The following is a 25,290-nucleotide window of genomic DNA, read 5'->3' as shown; positions in this document are numbered from 1 at the left end:
TGCTAACGGATCTGAAGGGAGCGCTTCCGGGGGCTCGAGGAGGATCAACGCCGTGAAGCGGGACTTCGACCTCATCGTCTATGGCGCGACGGGTTACACCGGGGGTCTCATCGCCGAATATCTGGCGACATCCTATCGCGGCGACGATGCTCCGTCCTGGGCAATCGCGGGACGCTCGACCGACAAACTCCAGAAAGTGCGTGCCGACATCGGCGCACCGGACGATTTGCCGTTGGTAAAGGCGGATGCCGCCGAGCCGGCCAGCCTGCGTTCGATGTGCGAGCGCGCGGCCGTGGTCGTCACCACGGTCGGGCCCTATCAGCTTCACGGTCCCGAGCTGGTGGCGGCATGCGCGGCCACCGGCACGGCCTATGTTGATCTTTGCGGCGAACCGGGCTGGATGCGGGGTATGATCGACGCCCATCACGAAGAGGCAAAACGGACCGGCGCGCGCATCGTCTTCTCCTGTGGCTTCGATTCCATCCCGTTCGATCTCGGTGTGCTCACGTTGCAGGAGAAGGCGCGCGAGAAATTCGGACGCCCGGCGCGGCGGGTGAAGGCCCGTCTACGCAAGGTGAGGGGTGGCATGTCTGGCGGCACCGCGGCGAGCGCTCAGGCGACGCTGGCCGCCGCGGCGCGCGACCCGGCCCTGATCCGGCTGCTGACCGATCCCTTCGCGTTGACGCCGGGCTTCACTGGGCCATCTCAGCCGTCGGGCCTCGTCCCCGAATATGACACAAGCATGCACGCGTGGCTCGTGCCGTTCCCGATGGCGCCGATCAACACCAAGAACGTGCACCGCACGAACTTCCTGTTGGGCCATCCCTACGGCAGGGACTTCGTTTATGACGAGATGATGGTGGCGCCGGGACTTGGGGACATCGCGAGCGTGACGACGGAGACGTTCGCCACGGTGGTGTCCTTGTTCGGGACCGGCGGTCTCAAACGCGGCGCAGGCCCGACCCGGGAAGCGCGCGAGAGGGGCTTCTACGACATCTTCTTTCTGGGCGAGGTGCCGGATGGTGGACGGGTCGAAGCCGTTGTCACCGGCGACCGCGATCCGGGCTATGGCTCGACCAGCAAGATGATCACCGAAAGCGCTCTCTGCGTCGTGCGCGACGTGCAGGGCGAGGGCGGCATCTGGACGCCGGGCGCGCTGATGGGGCCGGCCTTGCGCAAGCGTCTAAGGGAGCGCGCCGGCCTCACCTTCAGTGCGCGTTGAGGTCACGCAGTCGGCAGGTATAGCAGCCCGTTCGGCTAAAAAAGCGACTAGAGCATTTTCGGTTCTGATTGAATCAGAACCGAAGCTCTAGATTCTTGTTTTGACGCGTTTTCTTCACGCGAACCGGTGCCCACTTCGCTCGAAAGCGCTCTAGAGGGCGATCATACGATCTTCCGCTACGATACTTGAGCTTGGCTCCGACTCATCTGCTTGCAAGGAAGGCAGCCCTAATCCAGGGCCAAGCAATTGACGGCAGCGAAGCAGCGCCGCAAATCCGGACAGTGCGTCGAGACTGGTCCGAAGCAGCATCGGAAACTCGCTCGGCTGTTTCATTGTGGCACGGACCAGCGCGGCGAGATCGATCGTCCCGTTTGCACGCACTGCGGACAGGGCGGCGGCAGGAAGCTGCCGACCGGCCGGATCCATGATCACGCGGACGGCAGCCATAGGGAGGCCGCGCGCTGTAGCGACGCTCGCCGCCACATGGGATTCGTTATCGACCGCCAGCGCGCCTGTACTCATATGCAGCGAGCGCTTCGCTTCTGGATGCATGGCGACGGTGGTCACACCAGCAATAGGGCCATAAATCGAACCGGGGATGAGTCGAAGCAAGGCTTGCGACCAGTCCCGATCAGTGAAGAGCTGAATCGTTTCCGAAACGATCGTCGATGCGACGACGCATGCGCCTGCCGGGAGGTCGGGCGAAAGGCCGCCCGCGACGCCAAAGCTGATGAGACCGCAGCAATCCTCAGCAATTGCCGACGCGAGAGACTCCGCGAGCGTGCTGCCATCGCCACTGCAGATCGCCTGCGTATGCAGGTCTGCAGCGATCCGCGCCTCAAATGCAAGTCCCGTGACTCCAATCACCGCTGCCATGAGTCCGCTCCCCCGATGCCGCGCTGGACGGCTTGTGTCCGCGCATGCGGGTCGTATCAGGAGTGTTCTGCTCCAACGCCAAATCGCAAATGACTAACGAGTTAGTTTCTGACGGATATGTTAGCTGCTTTGTTTTGGTACCGTGATAAATGCTGCCCTAGGGCCCGGGATCCGTGGTGAGCGTGAGATCGTGCCGGAAGCTGCAACAGCGCACTTGACGAGCCAAATCGGCGACCTCACGAGACGCGAGCCGATGCAATGTCCGCCGCATCTCCAAGTCATTGTGCGGAACGATTTGGAGCATTGTCCGCGCTGGCAGTTCGCCTTCGCGAGCGAGCGCAAGGATCATCGATACTATGAGTTGGTCGAGGATACCCTTCATCCCGAGTTCGATTACCGGTATTTCCTCGTCAAGGATGCGGTTGACCAGATTTGTGCTGTACAGCCATTCTTCCTGATGGACCTGGATTTGCTGGCCGGTGCGAGCCCGCGGTTTGGCGTAATCATCGACGCCATTCGCCGGGTGTGGCCAGGTTTGATGCGCGCCCGTGCGCTCATGGTGGGGTGCGTCGCCGGGGAAGGTCATCTTGACGGGGACGAGGCTTGCCATCGAGGCTTCGCGGAACTGCTGGCCTCTACGATTGCAATACATGCTCGCAGGCTCGGGGCGCGGCTGATCGTGCTCAAGGAGTTTCCGGCGCGATACCGACCAACCCTCGACTGCCTGATCGCTCACGGCTTCACCCGCATCCCCAGCCTGCCCATGACCAGGCTTTGCATCGATTACGCCAATTTCGATGACTATATGAATCATGCGCTCAACAGCGCAACCCGTAAGAAACTTCGCAAGAAGTTTGAGGCGACAGCGCGGGCCTCTCCATCCGTCGAGATGAGCGTCGTCAACGACGCGACGCCGGTGATCGCGCAGATCTATCCATTGTATTTCCAAGTCTATCAGCGTTCGAAACTGCACTTCGAGAAGCTGACGGAACAATACTTCTGCGACTTGGGGCGGCGGATGGGGGACAAGGTCCGCTTCTTCCTCTGGCGTCAGAACGAGCGGATCGTCGCGTTTGCCGCATGCATGGTACACGGTGACGCGATTTATGCGGAGTACATAGGTCTCGACTACGATGTCGCCTTAGACCTGCACCTCTATCATTATGTGTTTCGCGACATGGTGAGCTGGGCAATCGCCAACGGGTACAAATGGTTTCGCAGCAGCGGGCTGAACTATGATCCAAAGCTGCACCTGAGGCACTTGCTTGACCCGATCGACTTATACGTTCGGCACACCTCCGCGCCGATCAACTCAGTGTTGAAGCGCATTTTGCCGGTGCTCGAGCCGACGCGATATGACGAGACGCTTGCGAAGTTTCGTAACTATCAGGAGCTTTGGGCGCAGCCCGAGACTGGCCTTGGGTCCGTCGAGGATACGGCCTAATCCACCAAAATCACCCGCACGTCATTGACGTTGGTCAGCGTCGGCCCGGTCAGCAGCAGATCCCCGGTCTGGGCGAAGAACCCGGTCGCATCGTTATTCTCGAGATAGGCCTTCGGATCGAGGCCGATCGATTTCATCTTCGCGAATGTCGCCTGGTCGATCACGGCGCCGGCCGGGTCGGTCGCGCTGCCGGCGCCGCCGTCGGCGCCGTCGGTATCGGCGGCCAGCGCCGAGACGTCGGGCGTATCCTTCAGCAGGGCCGCCAGTGCCAGCGCGTATTCCTGGTTGGGGCCGCCGCGGCCATTGCCGCGCACCGTCACCGTGAGCTCGCCGCCGGAGATGATCGCAACCCGCTTGCCTTCGCTGCGCGCCTTCAGCGCAAGCCGCGCATGCTCGGCCGCGACCTCGCGGGCCTCGCCTTCGAGATCGGCGCCGAGCGCGACGGTCTCGTAGCCGGCGTGCTGCGCGACCTTCACCGCGGCGTCGATCGAGGCCTTCGGCTTTGCCAGCAGTTCGAATGTCGCCCGCGCGAAGGCGGCATCGCCGGGCTTGCAGCTTTCGTTCGCGGGGTCGTCGAGCGCGCGGCGGACCGCGTCGTCGATCGAGAGATTGTATCTGGCGACCAGCGCGCGGGCGTCCGCCAGCGTGGTCGGATCCGGTACCGTCGGCCCCGAGGCGATCGCGGAGGGATCGTCATGCGGCACGTCTGAAATCGCCAGCGTGACGATCTCGGCGGCGTGCTGGCCGGCGCGCGCCAGCCGTCCGCCCTTGATGCGCGAGAGATGCTTGCGCACGGTATTCATTTCGCCGATCGGCGCGCCGGAGCGCAGCAGCGCGCGGTTGACCTGCTGCTTCTGCGCGAAGGTCACGCCCTCGACCGGCGCGATCCAGTTCGCCGAACCGCCGCCGGTCAAAAGCACCAGCAGGAGATCGTCCGGGGTCGCTGTCGCGGCGAGCTGCAGCGTGTCGTCCGCCGCCTTGAGCCCGGCCTCGTCGGGCACGGGATGGCCGGCCTCGACGACCTTGATACGGCGGGTCGGCACGCCATGGCCGTGCCGGGTAGTGGCGATGCCGACCAGCCGCGACGGATCGAGCTCGAGCGCGTCAAGATAATGCCGCTCCGCGGCCGCGGCCATCGCCGCGGCGCCCTTGCCTGCGCAGAGACAGATCACCCGTCCCTTCGGCACCGGCCGCAGCCGCGACGCCAGCACGACATCGGGATGCGCAGCCGCCACCGCGGCATCGAAGATCGAACGCAGGAAAGGACGACGGTCGGTCATGGTTGTGCCTTTGTGCGGGTCGGGACGTAGGTACTGTTCCCTCTCCCGCTTGCGGGGGGGAGGGTCAGGGTGGGGGTGCTGCCACGAGTCGTATTGCGGAAAAAGCCCCCACCCGGATCGCATCTTTGATGCGATCCGACCTCCCCCGCAAGCGGGAGAGATAAGGGAAGATTGCGGCCGTTTCGATCGAAGCAATATCCATTCCGGCTCTAATTGCCGCCGACTTCGCCGCTGATGACGTCGCCGAACAATTGCCAGCGCTCGCCCTTGAACTGCATGAGCTGCAGTTGCTCGATCGGCTGGAAGTCGGCAGGCCCGGTCGACAGCGTCACGCCGGGCAGCAGGCCGCCCTGCGCGAATTGCTTCAGGTTCGCCGCCTGCTTCATCACATTGGCACGGGTGAGGTCGTCGCCGCAGCGGCGCAGCACCTCGACCATCGTGGTCGCCATGTTGTAGCCGGTCATCGCCGAGGCATCGACGCGGTTGGTGTCGGGCATGTATTTGGCGAGCAGGTCGTCGAACGCCTTCATGCCGGCGTCATCCTTCCATTGCGGATCGCTGGCGTCCTTGGCGTAGGCGGCCGAGATCACGCCCTGCGCATTGTCGAGGCCGGCCGGACGCATCACGGTCGCGGTGGAAGCCGAGACGTTGGAGACGATGGTCACCGGCTTCCAGTTCATCTCGCCGAGCTTCTTGATCGCCTGGGCGCCGAATTTCGGCGTGGTGAAGAAGACGATGACGTCGGGATTGGAGGATTTCAGCCGCACCACATGGGAATCGATCGTCGGCTCGGCGACTTCATAGCTCTCCTTGGCGACGACGCGCGCGGGGTCGCTGGCGAAGCCGTCTTCCAGGCCCTTGAGGTAGTCCTTGCCCATGTCGTCGTTCTGGTAGAGCACCGCGACCTTGGCGGCGGGCTTCTCCTTGAGCAGATATTTCGCGTAGATCCGCGACTCGCTCTGGTAGCTGGGCAGCCAGCCCATGGTCCACGGGAAGGCCTTCGGATCGTTCCACTTGGTCGCGCCGGTGGCGACGAACAGCTGCGGCACTTTCTTGGCGTTGAGATATTTCTGGATCGCGGTGTTCGAGGCGGTGCCGAGCGTGCCGAACAGGAACAGCACCTCGTCGCTCTCGACCAGCTTGCGGGCCTGCTCGACGGCCTTCGGCGGCGAGTAGGCGTCGTCATAGGAAACGAAAGTGATCTTGCGCCCGTTGATGCCGCCGTCGTCGTTGACCTTCTTGAACACCGCGGCCATCGCCTTGCCGACCACGCCATAGGCCGACGCCGGGCCGCTATAGGGCACGATGTTGCCGATCTTGATCTCGGTGTCGCTCGCACCGGTATCGTATCTCTTCTGCGCCCATGCGGCATTGCCGGTCGCGGCGGCGACGGCGAGGCCGAGCAGGGCGGTTGCGACACGGTGTCGGATCGGCATCGGCATTTCCCGAAATCTCCTTGTTGTTGCCGCCGCGCAAGGGCGCCGGTTTCTTGTCGGGGTTCTTGCCGGTTTACCTAGCGTATTGCCGGGCAAAGTGTAAGCAGGCATTGCCCGGGCCGGCCTGCGAGCAGGGCCATGGCTTTAAATCCTGGTTTCTGACGCGTTTTCTTCGCACGAACCGCTACCCGCTTCGCCCGAAAACGCGCCAGCAAAAAGCCCCCTGCGACGGTGTCGCAGGGGGCCATTCCCGGTCGAGGGGCGGCGGGGAATCAGCCGCCGACGTCGGCGCTGATGACGTCGCCGAACAGTTCCCATTTCTCGCCCTTGAACTTCATCAGCTGCAGCTGGCTGATCGGTGCGAAATCGTTTGCCGCGGTGTTGATCTTGACGCCGGGCAGCAGCACCTCGGTGCGGAAGTCCTTCAGGCTTGCCGCCTGCTTCATGATGTTCTCGCGGGTGAGGTTGTCGCCGCACTGCTTCAGCACCTGGACCAGCGTCTGCGCCACGCCGAAGCCGACCACGGTGCCGCCGTCGAGCTTGTCGCCTTCGGGGAAGTCCTTGGCCATGAAGGCATAGAACTCCTTCATGCCGGGGTCATTGTCCCATTGCTTGTCGGAAGCGTCCTTCAGGTAGGCGGCGGAGATGATGTCCTGCGCGTTCTCGAAGCCGGCCGGCTTGATCACGCTGCCGACCGAGGCCGACACGTTGTTGAGGAAGTGGGTCGGCTTCCAGCCGATCTCGGCGACCTTCTTGATCGCCTGGGCCGCGAATTTCGGCGTCGCGATGTCGATGAAGACGTCGGCGTTGCTCGCCTTCAGCTTGACGATGTTGCTGTCGATGGTCGGCTGGGACGTCTCGAAGCTTTCTTCGGCGACGATCATGCTGGCGGCCTTCTGGCCGAGCCCGTCCTTCAGACCCTTCAGATAGTCCTTGCCGTAATCGTCATTCTGGTAAAGCACGGCAATCTTGGCGTTCGGCATGTTCTTCAGGATGTACTTGGCGTAGATCTGGGTCTCGCTCTGGTAGTTGGGCTGCCAGCCCATGGTCCAGGGAAAGTCCTTCGGGTCGTTCCACTTGGTGGCGCCGGTGGCGACGAACAGCTGCGGCACCTTCTTGGAGTTCATGTATTTCTGGATCGCCGAGTTCGATGGCGTGCCGAGCGAGTTGAAGATCAGCAGCACCTCGTCGCTCTCGACCAGCTTGCGGGCCTGTTCCACGGCCTTCGGCGGCGAGTAGGCGTCATCGTAGGAGATGAAGTTGATCTTGCGGCCATTGATGCCGCCGGCGTCGTTGACCTTCTTGAAATAGGCGGCCTCGGTGCGGCCGATCACGCCATAGGCGGATGCCGGGCCGCTGTAGGGCATGATGTTGCCGATCTTGATCTCGGTATCGCTGGCGCCGGTGTCGTACTTCTTCTGGGCAAGCGCAGCGCTGCCGGATGTCGCGACGAGCGCGAGCGCGGCCCCGAGGACCGCAAGTTTCTTGGTAGCGGACATCTATGTCTCTCTCCCTGTTTGTCAGACGCATGTGTCTCGGCCCCCTTGCCTGGAGAGCTCTTTATTTGGCTGCAGTGATTATCATTTTAGGCGGTTCGCCTCAATGAGAAGCCCCTGCGGCAAACGCCGCAGGGGCGGTATCTTTGGTCGACCTTCCCGGCCTAGCCGCCGACGTCGGCGCTCAACACCTCGCCAAAGCGCTCCCAGGTCTCGCCCTTGAAGCGGATCAATTGCAGTTGCGAGAGCGGCGCGAAATCGGTCGCCGAGGTGTTGACCTTGACGCCGGGCAGCAGGCCGCCGGGCTCGTAATCGCGAATGCTGGCCGCCTGCTTCATGATGTTCTCGCGGGTCAGATTGTCGCCGCAGGCCTTGAGCACGTGGACCAGGCCCTGCGAGACGATATAGGCGTACATCACAGAGGCATCGGCCCGGTTCGCTTCCGGATAGTACTTATCGAGGAATTCGTTCCAGGCGATCATCGCCTTGTCGGTCTTCCACTGCGCGTCGGTCGGATCCTTGAAATATTGCGACGAGATGATGTCCTGGGCGTTCTCGAAGCCTGCCGGCTTGATCACGCTGCCGATCGATCCGGAGACGTTGTTGAGGAAATGCAGCGGCTTCCAGTTGAGCTCGGCGTTCTTCTTGATCGCCTGCGCCGCGAATTTCGGCGTCGTGATGTTGAAGAACACGTCGGCGCCGGAGGCCTTCAGCCTCACGATGTGGGAATCGATGGTTGGCTCCGTTACCTCGTAGCTGTCCTCGGCGACGATCATTGACGCTGCCTTGGCGCCGAGCCCGTCCTTGAATCCCTTCAGATAGTCCTTGCCGTAGTCGTCGTTCTGGTAGAGCACCGCGATTTTGGCGTCCGGCTTGTTCTTCAGGATGTACTTTGCATAGATGATGGACTCGCTCTGGTAGTTGGGCTGCCAGCCCATCGTCCAGGGGAATTCCTTCGGGTCGTTCCACTTGGTGGCGCCGGTGGCGACGAACAGTTGCGGCACCTTCTTCTGGTTCATGTATTTCTGGATCGCCGAGTTCGGCGGTGTGCCGAGCGAATTGAAGATCAGCAGCACCTCGTCGCTCTCGACGAGCTTGCGCGCCTGCTCGACGGTCTTCGGCGGCGTGTACGCGTCGTCGTAGCTGATGAAGTTGATCTTGCGGCCGTTGATGCCGCCCTCGGCGTTGATCTTGCGGAAATAGGCCTCCTCGGTCTTGCCGATCACGCCATAGGCGGAGGCCGCCCCGCTGTAAGGCATGATGTTGCCGATCTTGATCTCGGTATCGCTGGCGCCGGTGTCGTATTTCTTCTGGGCAAGCGCAGCGCTGCCGGATGCTGCGAGGAGCGCAAGCGCAGCAGCAAATGCCGCCAATTGTCGTATTCCAGACATGCCGTTTCTCTCCCTGATTGCAGATGATGTGTCGCGGCCCCCTGTTTCGAGGGCTCATTATTGGTCTTAAAGACTATCATCTTACCTGGGGTGTCTCAATGAAAAGCCCCTGCGGCATTGCCGCAGGGGCTGCGTCTTTAGTCGATCGCCCTCAAGGCGGGCCGCTGCTCAAAAATCCGCCAACGCGTTGGCTTGTGCGCCGCGCCAACCGCAGAGATTGCTGTCGAGTAAAACGGCTACATTGAGTTGAGCGCGCGTATCGAACAGACCGGCGTGACGATCAGTTGCTCAGATTGCTCGAAATGATGTCCCCGAACAGCTCCCACTTCTCGCCCTTGAACCGCATCAGGCGCAGTTGCTTGATCGGCGCGAAATCGGTGGCTGACGTGTTGATGCTGATGCCCGGCAGCAGCGTATCGGGGACATAATCCTTCAGGCTTGCGGCCTGCTTCATGACATTGGCGCGGGTGAGGTCGTCACCGCACATCTCCAGCACCTTCACCATGGTCTGCGCGGCGGCGTAGCCGAAGGCGGTGGCGCCGTCGAGCTTGTTGGCGTCCGGATAATTCTTCTTGAGGAAGGCGAGGAATTTCTCCATGCCGGGATCCTTGGCCCACTGCGGATCGGCGCCGTCCTTGAGATAGGACGCCGACAGGATACCCTGCGAATTCTCGAAGCCCGCCGGCTGCATCACGCCGCCGACGGAGGCCGAGACATTGGCGACGATCTGCAACGGCGTCCACGCGATCTCGGCGGCCTTCTTGATCGCCTGTGCCGCGAATTTCGGCGTCGCGATGCTGACGAAGGTGTCGGCACCGGCGGCCTTCAGCTTGACGATGTGACTGTCGATCGTGGGCTCCGACGTCTCGTACGCCTCCTCGGCGACGATCATCGATGCCTTGTCGCCGAAGGCGTCCTTCAGGCCCTTGAGGTAGTCCTTGCCGAAATCGTCGTTCTGGTAGAGCACGGCGACCTTGGCGTCGGGCTTGTGCTTCATGATGTATTTCGCGTAGACGCGCGCCTCGTCCTGGTAGGACGGCTGCCAGCCCATGGTCCACGGATAGTCTTTCGGGTCGTTCCACTTCGAGGCGCCGGAAGCGATGAACAGCTGCGGCACTTGCTTCTCGTTCATGTATTTCCGGATCGCCGCGTTGCTTGCGGTGCCGACCGAGCCGAACAGCAGCAGCACTTCGTCGTTCTCGACCAGCTTGCGTGCCTGCTCCACCGTCTTGGGCGGCGAGTAGCCATCGTCGTAGGAGATGAATTTGATCTTGCGGCCGTGGATTCCGCCGGCATCGTTGATCATCCTGAAATAGGCCGCCTCGGTCTTGCCGATCACCCCATAGGCCGACGCGGGACCGCTGTAGGGCATGGTGTTGCCGATCTTGATCTCGGTGTCGCTGGCCCCGGTGTCGTATTTCTTCTGAGCCTGCGCGACATTGCAGCTCGTCAGGACCAGAGCGAATGCGGACAACAGCGCCGTCAGGGACGGACGTGCGGCAGTCATGGTTTCCCCACCTCGGGTTCTTTGTTTGGAGTATTCAATACCATCGGCGCGGGGCGTCAACAAAAAGCCCCCGCGACGGATATCGCGGAGGCTGTTGTTTTATTCCCGCAGTGCAACGTCACTCGGAGGGGACGTCGCCGGAAATGATCTCGCCGAACAGTTCCCACTTCTGGCCCTTGAAGCGCTGCATCTGCAGCTGGGCGATCGGGGCGAAGTCGGTGGCCGAGGTATTGATCTTGACGCCGGGCAGCAGGGTGTCGGGCGTAAAGTCCTTCAGGCTCGCCGCCTGCTTCATGACGTTGGCGCGGGTAAGATCGTCGCCGCACATTTCGAGCACCTTGGCGAGCGTCTGTGCGGCGCCATAGCCGTACACATAGCCGCCGTCGGTCTTGTCGGCGCCCGGCATGTACTTGTCGAGAAACTCGGCCCACTTCTTCATGCCGGGGTCGTTGTTCCACTGTGTGTCGGCACCGTCCTTGGCGTAGGCGGCCGACAACACGCCCTGCGCGTTGTCGAAGCCGGCCGGCTGCATCACGCTGCCGACCGAGGCCGACACGTTGGTGATGATCTGCAGCGGCTTCCAGCCGAGTTCGGCGGTCTTCTTGATGGTCTGCGCGCCGAACTTCGGCGTGGTGTAGATCAGCAGGACGTCGGGATTGGCGGCCTTGATCTTGACGATGTGGCCGTCGATCGACGGCTCCGAAATCTCATAGCTCTCCTCCATGATGATGCTGGAGGCCGCCTTGGCGCCAAAGCCGTCCTTGGTGCCCTTGAGGTAGTCTTTGCCGAAATCGTCGTTCTGATAGAGGATCGCGATCTTGGCGTCGGGCTTCTCCTTCATCAGCCACTTGGCGTAGATCTGCGCTTCGCTCTGGTAGCTCGGCTGCCACCCCATGGTCCACGGGAAGTTCTTCGGGTCGTTCCACTTGGTGGCGCCGGTCGCGACGAACAGCTGCGGGATCTTCTTGGAATTCAGGTATTTCTGGATCGCGGTGTTGGACGGGGTGCCGAGCGGGTTGAAGACGAGCAACACCTCGTCGCTCTCGACCAGCTTGCGCACCTGCTCGACCGCCTTCGGCGGCGAATAGGCGTCGTCATAGCTGACGAAATTGACCTTGCGGCCGTTGATGCCGCCGCGATCGTTGATCATCTTGAAGTAGGCTTCTTCGGTCTTGCCGATCACGCCGTAGGCGGAGGCTGGTCCCGAATAGGGGATGATGTTGCCGACCTTGATCTCGGTATCGCTTGCGCCGGTGTCGTATTTCTTTTGGGCGAATGCGGTCGTGGACGTCGCGGCAACAGCGACGATCGCCGCGGAAATCGCGGCGATCCGAACGGTAGAAAGCATAATATCTCCTGGTTTGCTTCTATAGGCTGTCAGTTTTTCTTGAACTTTGCGGCCAGTTGCTGGGCAACGATCGCAACCTGCCTGGCGCCGTGCGGCACGAGGAAGATGACGAGGAACAGCAGCACGCCGAACACCGCGCCCGAAAGGCCCTTCGAAATACCCTCGGCGATGTTGGGCACGAAGATGATGAAGGCGGAGCCCACGATCGAGCCGGGCAGCCAGCCGACGCCACCGACCACCATGCCGAGGAATAGCGAGATCGCAAGCTGGATGGTGTAGCCGTCGGGTGCCACGAACTGCACCGCGATGGCGCCGAGACCGCCGGCAACGCCGGTGATGCCGGCCGAGACGCCGAACGCCAGCGTCTTGTACAGCGCGACGTCGACGCCCATCGCGGAGGCCGCGATCTCGTTGTCGCGGATCGCCATGAAGGCGCGGCCCGAGCGCGAGCGCAGCAGGTTCACCGAAGCGATATAGATCGCGATCGTGACCACCAGCGTGAAGTAATACAGCCACATGTCCTGCCCCATCGGCAGGCCGAACGGCGCATCCGGCTTGGTGACCACGAGACCCTGCACGCCGCCGGTCCAGTGCTCGAAATAGCCCAGCTTCAGAAGCTGCGGCATCGCGGTTGCTAGCGCAAAGGTGGCGAGCGCCAGATAGACGCCGGAAAGCCGCAGCGCCGGCTGGCCGAACAGGAAGCCGAAGCCGAAGCAGATGATGCCGGCGATCGGCAGCGTGAGAGCATAGTTCATGCCCGCATGCTCCATCAGGATCGCCGAGGTATAGGCGCCGACGGCGTAGAACGCGCTCTGACCGAGCGAGAACTGGCCGGAGCCACCGGTCAGGATGTTGAGCGCCAGCACCGCGATGCCGTAGATCAGAAGCATCGTCATCTGGAAGATGATGAAGTTCTTGACGAACAGCGGGATCAGGATCAACGCGGCGAGCACGACGAGCGAGGTGCCGTAGCCCAGCGTCATGGCGCGCTTGGGAACGGCCTCGACGGCCTGGCCTTCGGTGACGACTTCGACTTCTTCAGCGGCGCTCATGATCAAACTCGCTTCACGATGGCGCGGCCAAAGAGGCCTGCCGGTTTGACGACCAGGACGACGATGATCAGCGCAAGCGCGATCGGAAGTTTCAGCTCATTGCCAACGCCGGGGATGTAGGTGCCGACGAGGTTCTCGAAGACGCCGACCAGGAAGCCGCCCATGACGGCGCCGAACGGGCTCGACAGGCCGCCGAGCACGGCTGCGGCAAATCCATAGATCAGCACGCCGAGCATCATGTTCGGCTCGAGGAACACCACAGGTGCGATCATCATGCCGGCGATCGAGCCGATCGAGGCGGCCATGCCCCAGCCCAGCGCGATCATCCAGGAGGTGTTGATGCCGACCAGCCGGGCCGATTCCGGCAGCGATGCGGCGGCGCGCATCGCTAGACCCACCCGGGTGAAGCGGAAGAAGAAGAACAGCAGGAGCAGCATCAACAGGGTGATGCCGATCATGCCGGCCTGGTGGGTCGAGATCAGCTGGCTGCCGAGGAACGGCGAGGAGCCGAACGGCGTCGGATACTGCTTGATGGTGAAGTCCCAGATCAGGCCGGCGACCGAGTTGATGATCGCGTAGAGCGCGATGAAGCCGGCGACGTTGGTCAGGATCGGCGCCTTGGCCAGCGGCTTGAACAGCAGCCGCTCGATGACGATGCCGGCGGCGAACGAAAAGGCGACAGTGAGCACGAAGGCGCCCCAATACGGCACGCCCCATTGCATCAGCTGCCAGGACACGAAGGTCGAGAACATCGCCATTTCGCCCTGGGCGAAATTCAGATGGTCGATGGCCTGGTAGATCATCACGACCGCGAGCGCCATGCAGGCATAGATCGCGCCCGTGGCGATGCCGGCCAGGACCTGGTTGGCAAAAAGCTCCATTGTGCCAGCTCCCTCAGTAGCCGAGATAGGATTTGCGGACGTCTTCGTTGTTCGCGATGTCCTTGGCATTGCCCGACATCACGATCCGTCCGGTTTCGATCACATAGGCCTGGTCGGCGAGTTCGAGCGCCAGCTGCGCATTCTGCTCGACCACCAGGATGGTCACCTTTTCCTCGCGATTGATCTTGCCGAGGATGCGGAACAGGTCGCGCACGATCAGCGGCGCGAGGCCGAATGACGGCTCGTCGAGCAGCATCAGGCGCGGCCGCAGCATCAGCGCACGCGCCACCGCGAGCATCTGCTGCTCGCCGCCGGACAGCGTGCCGGCCTGCTGGGTGTAGCGCTGCTTCAGCACCGGGAAATGCTCGTACATCCGCTCGATGTCGGAGCCGATCGCCTTCTTGTCCGGACGGCTGATGGCGCCGAGCTGCAGGTTTTCCTCCACCGTCATGTTGGTGAAGGTGCCGCGGCCCTGCGGCACATGGGCGATGCCGAGGCGGACTACGTTTTCGGTCGAGCGCGTGCCGATCGGCTTGCCCTCGAACTCGATCGCACCGGTCGACCGCACCATGTTGCAGATCGCCCGCAGCGTGGTGGTCTTGCCGGCGCCGTTGGCGCCGAGCAGGGTGGTCAGCGAGCCCTCGTTGAGCGAAAAGGAGAGGCCGTGCAGGGCCTGAACCTGGCCGTAATAGGCGCGCAGGTCCTTGACGTTGAGCATCGTGGTCATTGGTCCTTGCTCCCCAGATAGGCCTTGATGACATCAGGGTCGGCCTGGACCTGGGCCGGCGTGCCTTCGGCAAGCTTGCGGCCGAAATTGAGCGCGACGACGTGGTCGGCGATCGACATCACGAGACCCATGTGATGCTCGACCAGCAGCACGGTGATCTTGCGGTCGTCGCGGATTTTGCGGATCAGGTCGCCGAGCACATAGACTTCCTCGTGATTGAGGCCGCCGGCCGGCTCGTCGAGCAGCAGGATCTTCGGGTCAGCGGCCAGGGCGCGCGCCAGTTCGACGCGCTTCTGGGTGCCGAACGGAAGTCCCGAGACCACGGTGTGGGCGACGTCCTCGAGATCGAGATAGCCGAGGATGTCGTGCACCTTCTTGTTCATGTCGGTCTCGCCGCGGCGGACCCAGGCGAGGCGTAGCGAGTCGCTGACGATGTCGCTCGAGGTGCGCGCATGCGCGCCGACGCGCACATTGTCGATCACGGACAGGTTGGGAAACAGCGCGACGTTCTGGAAGGTGCGGCCGATGCCGATCTCGGCGATCCGGTGCGGCGGGCGCGACAGGATGCTCTTGCCTTCCATCAGGATATCGCCGGACGACGGCTGATAGAGCCGCGACAGGCAATTGAACAGCGTCGTCTTGCCGGCGCCATTCGGACCGATCAGCCCGAGGATCTGTCCGTGGCGCATGTCGAACGACACGCCGTTCAGTGCGATGATGCCGCCGAACACGACGCTGACGTCGCGAACCGCGAGCAGGGGATCATTCCCCTGCGCGAGTTGTGCCTGCGTCATCTCGTCTCGCCCGCCGTCTTCGAGCGGTGCGAGCGGCCCTGCGATGCGTTTCGCTGGACGTGATGGAGGCTATCTGATCCCCTCGGCCAAACGTGCAACTTTCCCTCCTACTCTGGTCTTTTTGCGTTCTTCTTTTTTGGATTGCGGCGCCATTCCACCGAGCGCCTGCTCGATGTTCCTTACCATCGCCACAAGACGAGGTCCAATGTCGTTGAGCAATCTGTCTTCCGTGAAGCGGAATGCCGGCGCGCCGCAATTGAAGGCGTAAGGACCGGTTCCGTCGTTCAATCTCAATGCAACGCCGACCGCGGCGACGTCGTTCTGCCAGTCGCCTGCGGACATCGTGAAGCCGTGCTTCGCGACCGTCTCGCCGGAGCGCTCGATGCCGTCGCGCATCTTGGCCCAGCGGCTGCCGTAGTGATCGCGCAGCTCGCGCAGTAAAGCCGCACGCTCGTCGGGCGGCAATGCCCAAATATAGGCACGTCCCATCGCCGTGGTTGCGATCGGCACCCGCGAGCCGACGTCGAGTTGTACGCCGAGCGCCAGGCCGTTCCGGCTCTGGCCGAAATAGATCATGCTGTGGCGGTCGCGGCCGCCGACCGCGACTGCGCCGCCGGTCGCGCGCATCACTTCTTCTCGATAGGGCTCGGACAAATGCCGAACGCCGAGATTGGCGAGCGCGGCGTAGCCGAGTGCCATCGCCGACGGCGCGAGCTGGTACTTCTCGAACTTCGGTACAGGTGTAAGGTATCCCAGCTTGGTGAGCGTGTAGGTCAGCCGGGAAATGGTTGGCTTCGGTAACTTGGTGCGGGCGGCAATCTCCTGATTGCCGAGCAGCCCGTCATTGGGTTGGAATGCGCGCAGGACGTCCAGTCCGCGGGAAAGCGCGACGACGAAATTGCGATCGGTCGCGGCTTTCTTGCTAGCGCGCTTCATCCCTATCCTTGCCCTGCCCTTGTCATGCTCGTTGACAAGGCACGTGCTTCAAAATAACCCTCCATGTCAAGATGTGGAATTAAATTTCGCAGTGCGAAATTGGTCTAATCGTAGCGGCTCGACGCAAGTCGTGCAGCTACTCAACACAAGTCCAAGAACAAACATCCAGGGAGAGTCCCGGTGAGTGAAGTCGTCAAGCTCGAACGTCATGACAATATTGCCGTCGTCACGGTTAACAGTCCGCCCGTGAATGCGCTGAGCGCCGCGGTGCGCGGCGGCATTTTCGAGTGCATCAAGAGCGCGATCGATGACGCGCAGGTTCAGGGCATCGTGCTGACCTGCGCCGGCCGCACCTTCATCGCCGGCGCCGACATCACCGAATTCGGCAAGCCGCCGAAGCCGCCCGGGCTCGCCGAAGTGCTGAGCCTGATGGAGAGTTCGCCGAAGCCGATCGTGGCCGCGATCCACGGCACCGCGCTCGGCGGCGGCCTTGAGGTCGCGCTGGCCTGCCATTACCGTGTCGCCACCAAGGACGCCAAGCTCGGTCTGCCCGAAGTGAAGCTCGGCCTGCTGCCCGGCGCGGGCGGAACCCAGCGCCTGCCGCGCGCGGTCGGTCCCGAGCTCGCGGTCAAGATGATCGTCGGCGGCGATCCGATCGGCGCGGACGCGGCGCTGAAGGCCGGCCTGATCGAGGAGATCGTCGAGGGACCGGCCTCGGGCGGTGAGGCATTTGCGCGCAAGGTGGTCGCCGAGAAGCGTCCGCTGCGCAAGCTGCGCGATGACGACTCTAAGCTCGCCGCGGCCAAGGCCGATCGTTCGATCTTCACCAATGCGGTCGCTGCGCTGACCAAGAAGTCGCGCGGCCTCGAGGCACCGTTCGCCGCGGCGGATGCCGTCGGCGCCGCGATCGACCTGCCGTTCGACGAGGGCCTGAAGAAGGAGCGCGAGGGCTTCCTCAAGCTGATGAACGGCGACCAGTCCAAGGCACAGCGCTACGCGTTCTTCGCCGAGCGCGAAGCCGCCAAGATCTCCGGTGTCCCCGAGGGCACCAAGGGCCGCAACGTGGCGCGCGTCGCCATCCTCGGCGCCGGCACCATGGGCGGCGGCATCGCGATGTCGTTCGCCAATGCCGGCATCCCGGTCACCCTGATCGAGACCGGCGAGGAGCAGCTCAAGCGCGGCATGGGCATCATGCAGAAGAACTACGAGGCGACCGCCGCGCGCGGTGGCATCCCGGCGGACGCGCCCGCCAAGCGCATGGCGCTGATCAACGGTGTCGTCGGCATCGAGAACGTCGGCGACGCCGATCTCGTGATCGAGGCGGTGTTCGAGACCATGGCGGTCAAAAAGGAAGTGTTCGGCAAGCTCGACCAGTATGCCAAGCCGGGCGCGGTGCTGGCCTCCAACACCTCCTATCTCAACATCGACGAGATCGCGCAGTCGACCAAGCGTCCGCAGGACGTGCTCGGCATGCACTTCTTCTCGCCGGCCAACGTCATGAAGCTGTGCGAGATCGTGCGCGCCGACAAGACCGCGCCGGACGCGCTGGTCACCGCCGTCTCGATCGCCCGCAAGATCGCCAAGGTGCCGGCCGTGGTCGGCGTCTGCGACGGCTTCGTCGGCAACCGCATGCTGGCGCAGCGCGGCAAGCAGTCCGAGAAGCTGCTGTTCGAAGGCGCCCTGCCGCAGCAGGTCGACGCCGTGGTGACGAAGTTCGGCATGCCGATGGGCCCGTTCGCGATGGGCGATCTCGCCGGTCTCGATATCGGCTGGCGCTCGCGCAAGGACCGCGGCATCAAGTCGGAGATCGCCGACGCGCTCTGCGAGGCCGGCCGCTTCGGCCAGAAGACCGGCAAGGGCTACTACAAGTACGAGCAGGGCTCGCGCGCGGCGCTGCCCGATCCGGAGGTCGAGAAGCTGATCGACGAGACGCTGGCGCGCCTCGGCCGCAAGAAGCGCGTCGTCAGCGACGACGAGATCCTCGAGCGCATGATGTACCCGATGATCAACGAAGGCGCGAAGATCCTCGCCGAGGGCATCGCGGCGCGGCCGTCGGATATCGACGTGGTCTGGCTCTATGGCTATGGCTGGCCGATCTATCGCGGCGGTCCGATGTTCTGGGCCGACACCGTCGGCCTCAAGCACATCGCCGATCGCCTGGCCTTCTACGCCAAGGAGACCAACGATCCCTCGCTCGAGCCGGCGCCGCTGCTCAAGAAGCTCGCCGACGAGGGCAAGACCTTCGCCTCGCTCGCCGCGCCGTCGAAGGCGGCGTGATTGGCCGACCGTAACCACGTGTCATTCCGGGATGCGCCGTAAGGCGCAGACCCGGAATCTCGAGATTCCCCGATGCGCAATTGCGCATCTTAGGTTCACGCTGCGCGTGCCCCGGAATGACAGTTTCCAGAGTCTGGTTTTCATGACCTATCCCGGCGAACAATATTATCCCAAGGGCGTGCAGTGGAGCGACGAGATCACGCGCGGCACGCTGCCGGACCTGCTCTCGAGCGCCGCCGCCGAGTTCGGCGCGCGTCCGGTGCTCGAATTCCGCGACCGGCCGATCAGCTACGCCGAGCTGGAGGCCCTGGTCGAGACCGCCGCCGCGGCCTTCATGCGGGCCGGCTACGGCAAGGGCACGTCGGTCGCGCTGTTCCTCGGCAATTCGCCTGACCATCCGATCAATTTCTTCGGCGCGCTGAAGGCCGGCGCCCGCGTCGTGCATCTGTCGCCGCTCGACGGCGAGATCGCGCTGTCGCACAAGCTGTCCGATTCCGGCGCGCGGGTGCTGGTCACCAGCAATCTGTCGGCGCTGTTGCCGACCGCGCTGAAATTCCTCGCCAAGGGTCTGCTCGACCGTCTGATCGTCTGCGAGGACGACAATTGGGGCAAGGTCGGCACGCCGCAAACCGCGCTGCCCGACAATCCTGCTGTCATCACGCATCGCCAGTTTATCGACGGCGCGACCAGGCCGTCGCAATGGCCGGCGGTCGACGTCGAGGACGTCGCGCTGCTGCAATATACCGGCGGCACCACGGGCCTGCCCAAGGGCGCCATGCTCAGCCATGGCAATCTCACCGCGGCGGTGTCGATCTACGATGTCTGGGGCAAGCCCGGGCGGCTCGAACGCAATGCGATCGAACGCGTGATCTGCGTGCTGCCGCTGTTTCACATCTACGCGCTGACCGTCGTGCTGCTGTCGGCGATCCGGCGCGGCCATCTGATCTCGCTGCACCAGCGCTTCGATGTCGAGGCTGTCATGCGCGACATCGAGGTCAAGCGCGCGACGGTGTTTCCCGGCGTGCCGACGATGTGGATCGCGATCGCTTCGCTGCCCGATCTCGACAAGCGCGATCTCTCTTCGCTGGTTGTCGCCGGCTCCGGCGGCGCGCCGCTGCCGGTGGAGGTCGCGAAGATCTTCGAGCGCCGCGTCGGGATGAAGCTGAAGAGCGGCTGGGGCATGACCGAGACCTGCTCGCCCGGCACCGGCCATCCCAAGGAGGGGCCGGAGAAACCGGGCTCGATCGGCTTGATGCTGCCCGGCATCGAGATGGACGTGGTGTCGCTGGAGGATTCCACCAGGGTGATGCCGGTTGGCGAGGTCGGCGAGATCCGCATCCGCGGCCCGAACGTCACCAAGGGCTACTGGAACAGGCTGGCGGAGACCGCGGAGGCTTTCGTCGGCGACCGCTTCCTCACCGGCGACATCGGCTACATGGATGCCGACGGCTATTTCTATCTGGTCGACCGCAAGAAGGACATGATCATCTCCGGCGGCTTTAACGTCTATCCGCAGATGATCGAGCAGGCGATCTACACCCATCCCGCCGTGCAGGAGGTGATCGTGATCGGCATTCCCGACGATTACCGCGGCGAGGCGGCAAAGGCCTTCATCAAGCTGCGCGACGGGCCGCCGGCGTTCTCGATCGACGAGCTGCGCGCGTTCCTCACCGGCAAGGTCGGCAAGCATGAACTGCCGACAGCGCTCGAGTTCGTCGACGAGCTGCCGCGCACCCCGGTCGGAAAGCTGTCGCGTCACGAATTGCGGCAGCAGCAGCCCGGGCCTTCTCAAACCAAGACTGCTCAAACCGAGACATCTCAATCCAAACCACAGCAGACTGCATCAGGATCCCGCTCATGACCGACGCCGTTATCGTCTCCACCGCCCGCACGCCGATCGGCAAGGCCTATCGCGGCGCGCTCAACGTCACCGAAGGCGCGACCTTGCTCGGGCACGCGATCGGCGAGGCTGTGGCGCGCGCCAAGGTCGATCCGAAGGAGATCGAGGACGTGGTGATGGGCGCGGCGATGCAGCAGGGCGCGACCGGCGGCAACATCGCGCGCAAGGCGCTGCTCCGCGCCGGGCTGCCGGTGAGCGTTGCCGGCACCACGATCGACCGCCAGTGCGCCTCCGGCCTGCAGGCGATTGCGCTTGCTGCGCGCTCGGTGATCTTCGACGGCGTCGAGATCGCGGTCGGCGGCGGCGGTGAGTCGATCTCGCTGGTGCAGAACGACAAGATGAACTCCTTCCACGCCCAGGATCCGGCGCTGCTCAAGATCAAGGGCGAGGTCTACATGCCCATGATCGACACCGCCGAGATCGTCGCCAAGCGCTACAACATCTCGCGCGAGAGGCAGGACGAGTATGGGCTCGAAAGTCAGCGCCGCACCGCGGCCGCGCAGCAGGGCGGCAAGTTCAAGGAAGAGCTCGCGCCGATCACCACCATGATGGCGGTCACCGACAAGGCGACCGGTGCCGTCACGATGAAGGAGGTGACGCTGTCGCAGGATGAAGGTCCGCGGCCGGAGACGACGGCCGAGGGGCTTGCCAGCCTCAAGCCGGTGCGCGGCGAGGGCTTCACCATCACCGCCGGCAATGCCAGCCAGCTCTCGGACGGCGCCAGCGCCTCCGTGATCATGAGCGACAAGGAAGCCGCCAGGCGCGGGCTGAAGCCGCTCGGCATCTTCCGCGGCTTCGTCTCCGCCGGCTGCGAGCCGGACGAGATGGGCATCGGCCCGGTGTTCGCGGTGCCGCGGCTGCTGAAGCGCCACGGCCTCAAGGTCGACGACATCGATCTCTGGGAGCTCAACGAGGCGTTCGCGGTGCAGGTGTTGTACTGCCGCGACAAGCTCGGCATCGATCCGGAGAAGATCAACGTCAATGGCGGCGCGATCTCGGTCGGCCATCCCTACGGCATGTCGGGTGCGCGGCTCACCGGCCACGCGCTGATCGAGGGTCGCCGCCGCAAGGCCAAATACGCCGTCGTCACCATGTGCGTCGGTGGCGGCATGGGCGCGGCCGGCCTGTTCGAGGTGTTGCAGTAATTCACCGTCGTCCTGGCGAAAGCCAGGACCCATACCCCGCGGCCGGGGTAAGGGGCACGGACGGCAGTCGCCTTCGCAGGACAACGAAGGCCGGTGGTAATGGGTCCTGGCTTTCGCCAGGACGACAACGAAACAAGACGTTAGGTTTCGCTCAAAAGGAGGATCCGATGGATCTCGCTTTCACCAAGGAAGAGATAGCGTTTCGCGAGGAGGTGCGGGAGTTCTTCAAGAACAACGTGCCGCCGGAGACCCGGCGCAAGCTGCAGGAAGGCCGCCATCTGTCGAAGGACGAGATGGTCACCTGGTGGCGCATCCTCAACAAGAAGGGCTGGGGCGTCACCCACTGGCCGAAGGAATATGGCGGCACCGGCTGGAGCACCGTGCAGCACTACATCTTCAACGAGGAGCTGCAGTCCTATCCCGCGCCGCAGCCGCTCGCCTTCGGCGTCAGCATGGTCGGTCCGGTGATCTACACCTTCGGCAACGAGAAGCAGAAGAAGGAATATCTGCCGCGCATCGCCAATGTCGACGACTGGTGGTGCCAGGGCTTCTCGGAGCCGGGCTCCGGGTCCGACCTTGCGTCGCTGAAGACCAAGGCCGAGCGCCGTGGCGACAAGTGGATCATCAACGGCCAGAAGACCTGGACCACGCTCGCCCAGCACGCCGACATGATCTTCTGCCTCTGCCGCACCGATCCGGCCGCGAAGAAGCAGATGGGAATCTCCTTCATCGTGTTCAGCATGAAGTCGAAGGGCGTCACCGTGCGCCCGATCCAGACCATCGACGGCGGCCACGAGGTCAACGAAGTGTTCTTCGACGACGTCGAGGTGCCCTACGAGAATCTGATCGGCGAAGAGAACAAGGGCTGGGATTACGCCAAATTCCTGCTCGGCAATGAGCGTACCGGCATCGCCCGGGTCGGCGTGTCGAAGGAGCGGCTGCGCCGCATCCGTGCGCTGGCCTCCAAGGTCGAGGCCGGCGGCCGTCCGGTGATCGAGGATCCGGCGTTCCGCGAGAAGCTCACGGCCTGCGAGATCGAGCTCAAGGCGCTCGAGCTGACCCAGCTCCGCGTCGTCGCCGACGAGGGCAAGCACGGCAAGGGCAAGCCCAATCCGGCCTCCTCGGTGCTCAAGATCAAGGGCTCGGAGATCCAGCAGACCACGACCGAGCTCTTGATGGAGATCATCGGCCCGTTCGCCGCGCCCTATGACGAGCACGGCGATGCCGGCTCCAACGAGAGCATGGATTGGACCGCGCAGATCGCGCCGAGCTACTTCAACAACCGCAAGGTTTCGATCTACGGCGGCTCCAACGAGATCCAGCGCAACATCATCAGCAAGGCCGTGCTGGGACTGTAGGCCACAAGTTCGGTGTCGTCCCCCGCGCAGGCGGGGGACCCAGTACGCCGAGGCGGTCGTGATTCCCAAGGAGGGCCGCGGCGTACTGGATCCCCGCATACGCGGGGATGACGGGTGGAGATCAGGGCAGGCGCCCGCGTGATTTTGGAGAGATGGTAAAATGGATTTTGATCTGTCCGAGGAGCAGCGGCTTCTCAAGGAGAGCGTCGACGGGTTGCTGGCGGATGCCTACGACTTCGATGCGCGCAAGAAGTACATGAAGGAGGAGGGCGGCTGGAGCAAGGCGCTCTGGGGCAAGCTCGCCGAGCAGGGCCTGCTTGGTCTGCCCTTCGCGGAGACCGACGGCGGCTTCGGTGCCGGCGCGGTCGAGACCATGATCGTGATGGAAGCGCTCGGCAAGGCACTGGTGGTCGAGCCTTATCTGGCCACCATCGTGGTCGCCGGCGGTTTCCTGCGCCATGGCGGCTCGGCCGAGCAGAAGGCCAAGTACATTCCCGGCATCATCGACGGCAGCAGGACCTTCGGCTTTGCCCAGCTCGAGAAGAACTCGCGCTACGATCTCTTCGACGTCGTGACCACGGCCAAGAAGAAGGGCGCCGGCTGGGTGATCGACGGCGAGAAGTTCGTCGTGCTCAACGGCGAGAACGCCGACACATTGATCGTGACCGCGCGCACCAAGGGCGGCCAGCGCGACAAGACCGGCATCGGCGTGTTCCTGGTTCCGGCGGATGCCAAGGGCGTCACCAGGAAGGGTTATCCGACCCAGGACGGCCTGCACGCGGCCGACATCAGCTTCACCAATGTCGAGGTCGGCGCTGACGCTGCGATCGGCGATCCCGAGAACGGCCTGCCGCTGATCGAGCGGGTCGCCGACGAAGCCCGCATTGCGCTGTGCGCGGAAGCGGTCGGCGCGATGGACGAGTCGCTGAAGGAGACCGTCGAGTACATCAAGACCCGCAAGCAGTTCGGCGTTGCGATCGGCTCGTTCCAGAGCCTGCAGCACCGTGCCGCCGACATGTTCGTGGCGCTGGAGCAGGCCCGCAGCATGTCGATGTTCGCCACCATGGCGTCGGACTTCGACGACGCCAGGGAGCGTGCGTCCGCAGTCGCGGCCGCCAAGGTGCAGGTCGGCAAATCCTTGAAGTTCGTCGGCCAGCAGTCGATCCAGCTTCATGGCGGTATCGGCATGACCATGGAGGCCAAGATCGGCCACTACTTCAAGCGGCTGACCATGATCGAGAACACGCTCGGCGACACCGACTACCACCTCCGTCGCGTCAGCGAGGGCGGCGGGCTGCTGGCGTAACCACACAGGCGTCATTCCGGGGCTCGCGAAGAGAGAACCCGGAATCTCGCGCCGCAACCTCTGGATTCCGGCGCTGCGCCTTGCGGCGCATCCCGGAATGACGCGTCAACAACAGGGAAACAACAACAATGAAAAACACCCCGTTCGATCTCACCGGCCAGGTCGCGGTCATCACCGGCTCGAGCCGCGGCATCGGCCGCTCCTCGGCCGAGCTCCTGGCCAAACTCGGCGCCAAGGTCGTGATCTCCTCGCGCAAGGCGGACGCCTGCGAAGAAGTCGCCGACGGCATCAAGAAGGCGGGCGGCGATGCGCTCGTCATCCCCTGCAACATCTCACGCCGCAACGAGGTCGAGGCGCTGGTCTCGGGCACCATCAAGCACTACGGCAAGATCGACATCCTGGTCTGCAACGCCGCGGTGAATCCGTATTACGGCCCGCTGCTCGACATCACGGACGAGGCGTTCGACAAGATCATGGGCGCCAACGTCAAGAGCAACATCTGGCTGTGCTCGCAGACCATTCCGCAGATGGCCGGGCGCGGCAAAGGCTCGGTCGTGATCATCTCCTCGATCGGCGGCCTGCGCGGCTCGACGGTGATCGGCGCCTACGGCATCTCCAAGGCGGCCGACTTCGCGCTGTGCCGCAGCCTCGCCGGCGAGTGGGGGCCGAAGGGCGTGCGCGTCAATTGCGTGGCGCCCGGCCTGGTGAAGACCGACTTCGCCCGCGCGCTGTGGGAGGATCCGGACAATCTGAAGCGCCGCACCGCATCGACGCCGCTCCGCCGCATCGGCGAGCCCGACGAGATCGCCGGCGCGGTAGCCTATCTCGCCTCCGACGCCTCGACCTTCATGACCGGCCAGACCATCGTAGTCGACGGCGGCGTCACGACGGCGGCGACGTAAGCGGCTGTTCCT

At 63.7% G+C, this 25,290-nt stretch carries 20 protein-coding genes; 8 read left to right on the top strand and 12 right to left on the bottom strand.

Annotated elements, in window-relative coordinates:
• Positions 1–52: 52 nt before the first annotated feature.
• Entirely contained in the window at positions 53–1,222 is a 1,170-nt protein-coding gene (locus tag ACVWYP_RS01920; protein ID WP_304497538.1) for a saccharopine dehydrogenase family protein, read from the top strand.
• A 150-nt stretch (positions 1,223–1,372) separates the two neighbouring features.
• On the opposite strand, the gene ACVWYP_RS01915 is transcribed toward ACVWYP_RS01920, so the two are convergent.
• On the bottom strand, positions 1,373–2,098 hold the full coding sequence (locus tag ACVWYP_RS01915; RefSeq protein ID WP_304497537.1) for a phosphorylase family protein: 726 nt from the start codon (positions 2,096–2,098) through the stop codon (positions 1,373–1,375).
• A gap of 214 nt (positions 2,099–2,312) precedes the next feature.
• Between ACVWYP_RS01915 and ACVWYP_RS01910 the strand changes: the two genes are divergently transcribed.
• The gene (locus ACVWYP_RS01910; protein WP_439711229.1) at positions 2,313–3,542 is read left to right on the top strand and encodes a GNAT family N-acetyltransferase; all 1,230 of its coding nucleotides are present in this window, start codon (positions 2,313–2,315) and stop codon (positions 3,540–3,542) included.
• Here the strand turns inward: ACVWYP_RS01910 and ACVWYP_RS01905 are convergent.
• The 11 genes from ACVWYP_RS01905 to ACVWYP_RS01855 all read right to left on the bottom strand — a co-directional run bounded on the left by ACVWYP_RS01905 (position 3,539) and on the right by ACVWYP_RS01855 (position 16,390).
• Positions 3,539–4,822, bottom strand: a complete 1,284-nt coding sequence (locus ACVWYP_RS01905) for a glycerate kinase type-2 family protein (RefSeq protein WP_304497535.1) — start codon at positions 4,820–4,822, stop codon at positions 3,539–3,541. The genes ACVWYP_RS01910 and ACVWYP_RS01905 overlap by 4 nt on opposite strands.
• Positions 4,823–5,031: 209 nt before the next feature.
• Positions 5,032–6,264: an ABC transporter substrate-binding protein gene (locus ACVWYP_RS01900; protein WP_304497534.1), complete on the bottom strand. Its 1,233-nt coding sequence runs from the start codon at positions 6,262–6,264 to the stop codon at positions 5,032–5,034.
• A 266-nt stretch (positions 6,265–6,530) separates the two neighbouring features.
• The gene (locus tag ACVWYP_RS01895; protein WP_304497533.1) at positions 6,531–7,757 is read right to left on the bottom strand and encodes an ABC transporter substrate-binding protein; all 1,227 of its coding nucleotides are present in this window, start codon (positions 7,755–7,757) and stop codon (positions 6,531–6,533) included.
• Positions 7,758–7,918: 161 nt separating this feature from the next.
• A complete protein-coding gene (locus ACVWYP_RS01890; protein WP_304497532.1) occupies positions 7,919–9,145 on the bottom strand; it encodes an ABC transporter substrate-binding protein in 1,227 nt (408 codons plus the stop codon).
• A gap of 280 nt (positions 9,146–9,425) precedes the next feature.
• The gene (locus tag ACVWYP_RS01885) at positions 9,426–10,652 is read right to left on the bottom strand and encodes an ABC transporter substrate-binding protein (protein WP_304497531.1); all 1,227 of its coding nucleotides are present in this window, start codon (positions 10,650–10,652) and stop codon (positions 9,426–9,428) included.
• A gap of 118 nt (positions 10,653–10,770) precedes the next feature.
• Positions 10,771–12,000, bottom strand: coding sequence for an ABC transporter substrate-binding protein (locus ACVWYP_RS01880; RefSeq protein ID WP_028339073.1), 1,230 nt, complete (start codon positions 11,998–12,000; stop codon positions 10,771–10,773).
• 29 nt (positions 12,001–12,029) lie between these two features.
• The gene (locus ACVWYP_RS01875) at positions 12,030–13,052 is read right to left on the bottom strand and encodes a branched-chain amino acid ABC transporter permease (protein WP_028339072.1); all 1,023 of its coding nucleotides are present in this window, start codon (positions 13,050–13,052) and stop codon (positions 12,030–12,032) included.
• 2 nt (positions 13,053–13,054) lie between these two features.
• Positions 13,055–13,933 carry a branched-chain amino acid ABC transporter permease gene (locus tag ACVWYP_RS01870; protein ID WP_028339071.1) on the bottom strand — a complete coding sequence of 293 codons (879 nt, stop codon included), beginning with the start codon at positions 13,931–13,933 and terminating at the stop codon, positions 13,055–13,057.
• Between the two features lie 13 nt (positions 13,934–13,946).
• Positions 13,947–14,660 (bottom strand): ABC transporter ATP-binding protein, encoded by a 714-nt coding sequence (locus ACVWYP_RS01865; protein WP_028339070.1) that lies wholly within the window; start codon positions 14,658–14,660, stop codon positions 13,947–13,949.
• The gene (locus tag ACVWYP_RS01860) at positions 14,657–15,454 is read right to left on the bottom strand and encodes an ABC transporter ATP-binding protein (RefSeq protein WP_016847575.1); all 798 of its coding nucleotides are present in this window, start codon (positions 15,452–15,454) and stop codon (positions 14,657–14,659) included. Before ACVWYP_RS01860 ends, ACVWYP_RS01865 begins: the two co-directional genes overlap by 4 nt.
• A gap of 69 nt (positions 15,455–15,523) precedes the next feature.
• The gene (locus ACVWYP_RS01855) at positions 15,524–16,390 is read right to left on the bottom strand and encodes an IclR family transcriptional regulator (RefSeq protein WP_018269093.1); all 867 of its coding nucleotides are present in this window, start codon (positions 16,388–16,390) and stop codon (positions 15,524–15,526) included.
• A 180-nt stretch (positions 16,391–16,570) separates the two neighbouring features.
• On the opposite strand from ACVWYP_RS01855, the gene ACVWYP_RS01850 reads away from it, so the two are divergent.
• From ACVWYP_RS01850 to ACVWYP_RS01825, 6 genes are all read left to right on the top strand, one after another.
• The gene (locus ACVWYP_RS01850; RefSeq protein WP_304497530.1) at positions 16,571–18,667 is read left to right on the top strand and encodes a 3-hydroxyacyl-CoA dehydrogenase NAD-binding domain-containing protein; all 2,097 of its coding nucleotides are present in this window, start codon (positions 16,571–16,573) and stop codon (positions 18,665–18,667) included.
• Between the two features lie 142 nt (positions 18,668–18,809).
• A complete protein-coding gene (pimA, locus tag ACVWYP_RS01845; protein ID WP_304497529.1) occupies positions 18,810–20,528 on the top strand; it encodes a dicarboxylate--CoA ligase PimA in 1,719 nt (572 codons plus the stop codon).
• Complete coding sequence (locus ACVWYP_RS01840) at positions 20,525–21,712, top strand: acetyl-CoA C-acyltransferase (RefSeq protein WP_304497528.1); 1,188 nt, start codon at positions 20,525–20,527, stop codon at positions 21,710–21,712. The genes pimA and ACVWYP_RS01840 overlap by 4 nt, the downstream gene beginning before the upstream one ends.
• A gap of 167 nt (positions 21,713–21,879) precedes the next feature.
• Positions 21,880–23,070 (top strand): pimeloyl-CoA dehydrogenase large subunit, encoded by a 1,191-nt coding sequence (pimC, locus tag ACVWYP_RS01835; protein WP_057016017.1) that lies wholly within the window; start codon positions 21,880–21,882, stop codon positions 23,068–23,070.
• 160 nt (positions 23,071–23,230) lie between these two features.
• Complete coding sequence (gene pimD, locus ACVWYP_RS01830) at positions 23,231–24,376, top strand: pimeloyl-CoA dehydrogenase small subunit (protein WP_304497527.1); 1,146 nt, start codon at positions 23,231–23,233, stop codon at positions 24,374–24,376.
• Positions 24,377–24,504: 128 nt separating this feature from the next.
• Positions 24,505–25,278 carry an SDR family NAD(P)-dependent oxidoreductase gene (locus ACVWYP_RS01825; RefSeq protein WP_304497526.1) on the top strand — a complete coding sequence of 258 codons (774 nt, stop codon included), beginning with the start codon at positions 24,505–24,507 and terminating at the stop codon, positions 25,276–25,278.
• The last annotated feature ends 12 nt before the right edge of the window (positions 25,279–25,290 follow it).

It is taken from the genome of Bradyrhizobium sp. USDA 3262 (assembly GCF_054060035.1).
This window is presented reverse-complemented; position numbering and strand designations above follow the sequence as displayed.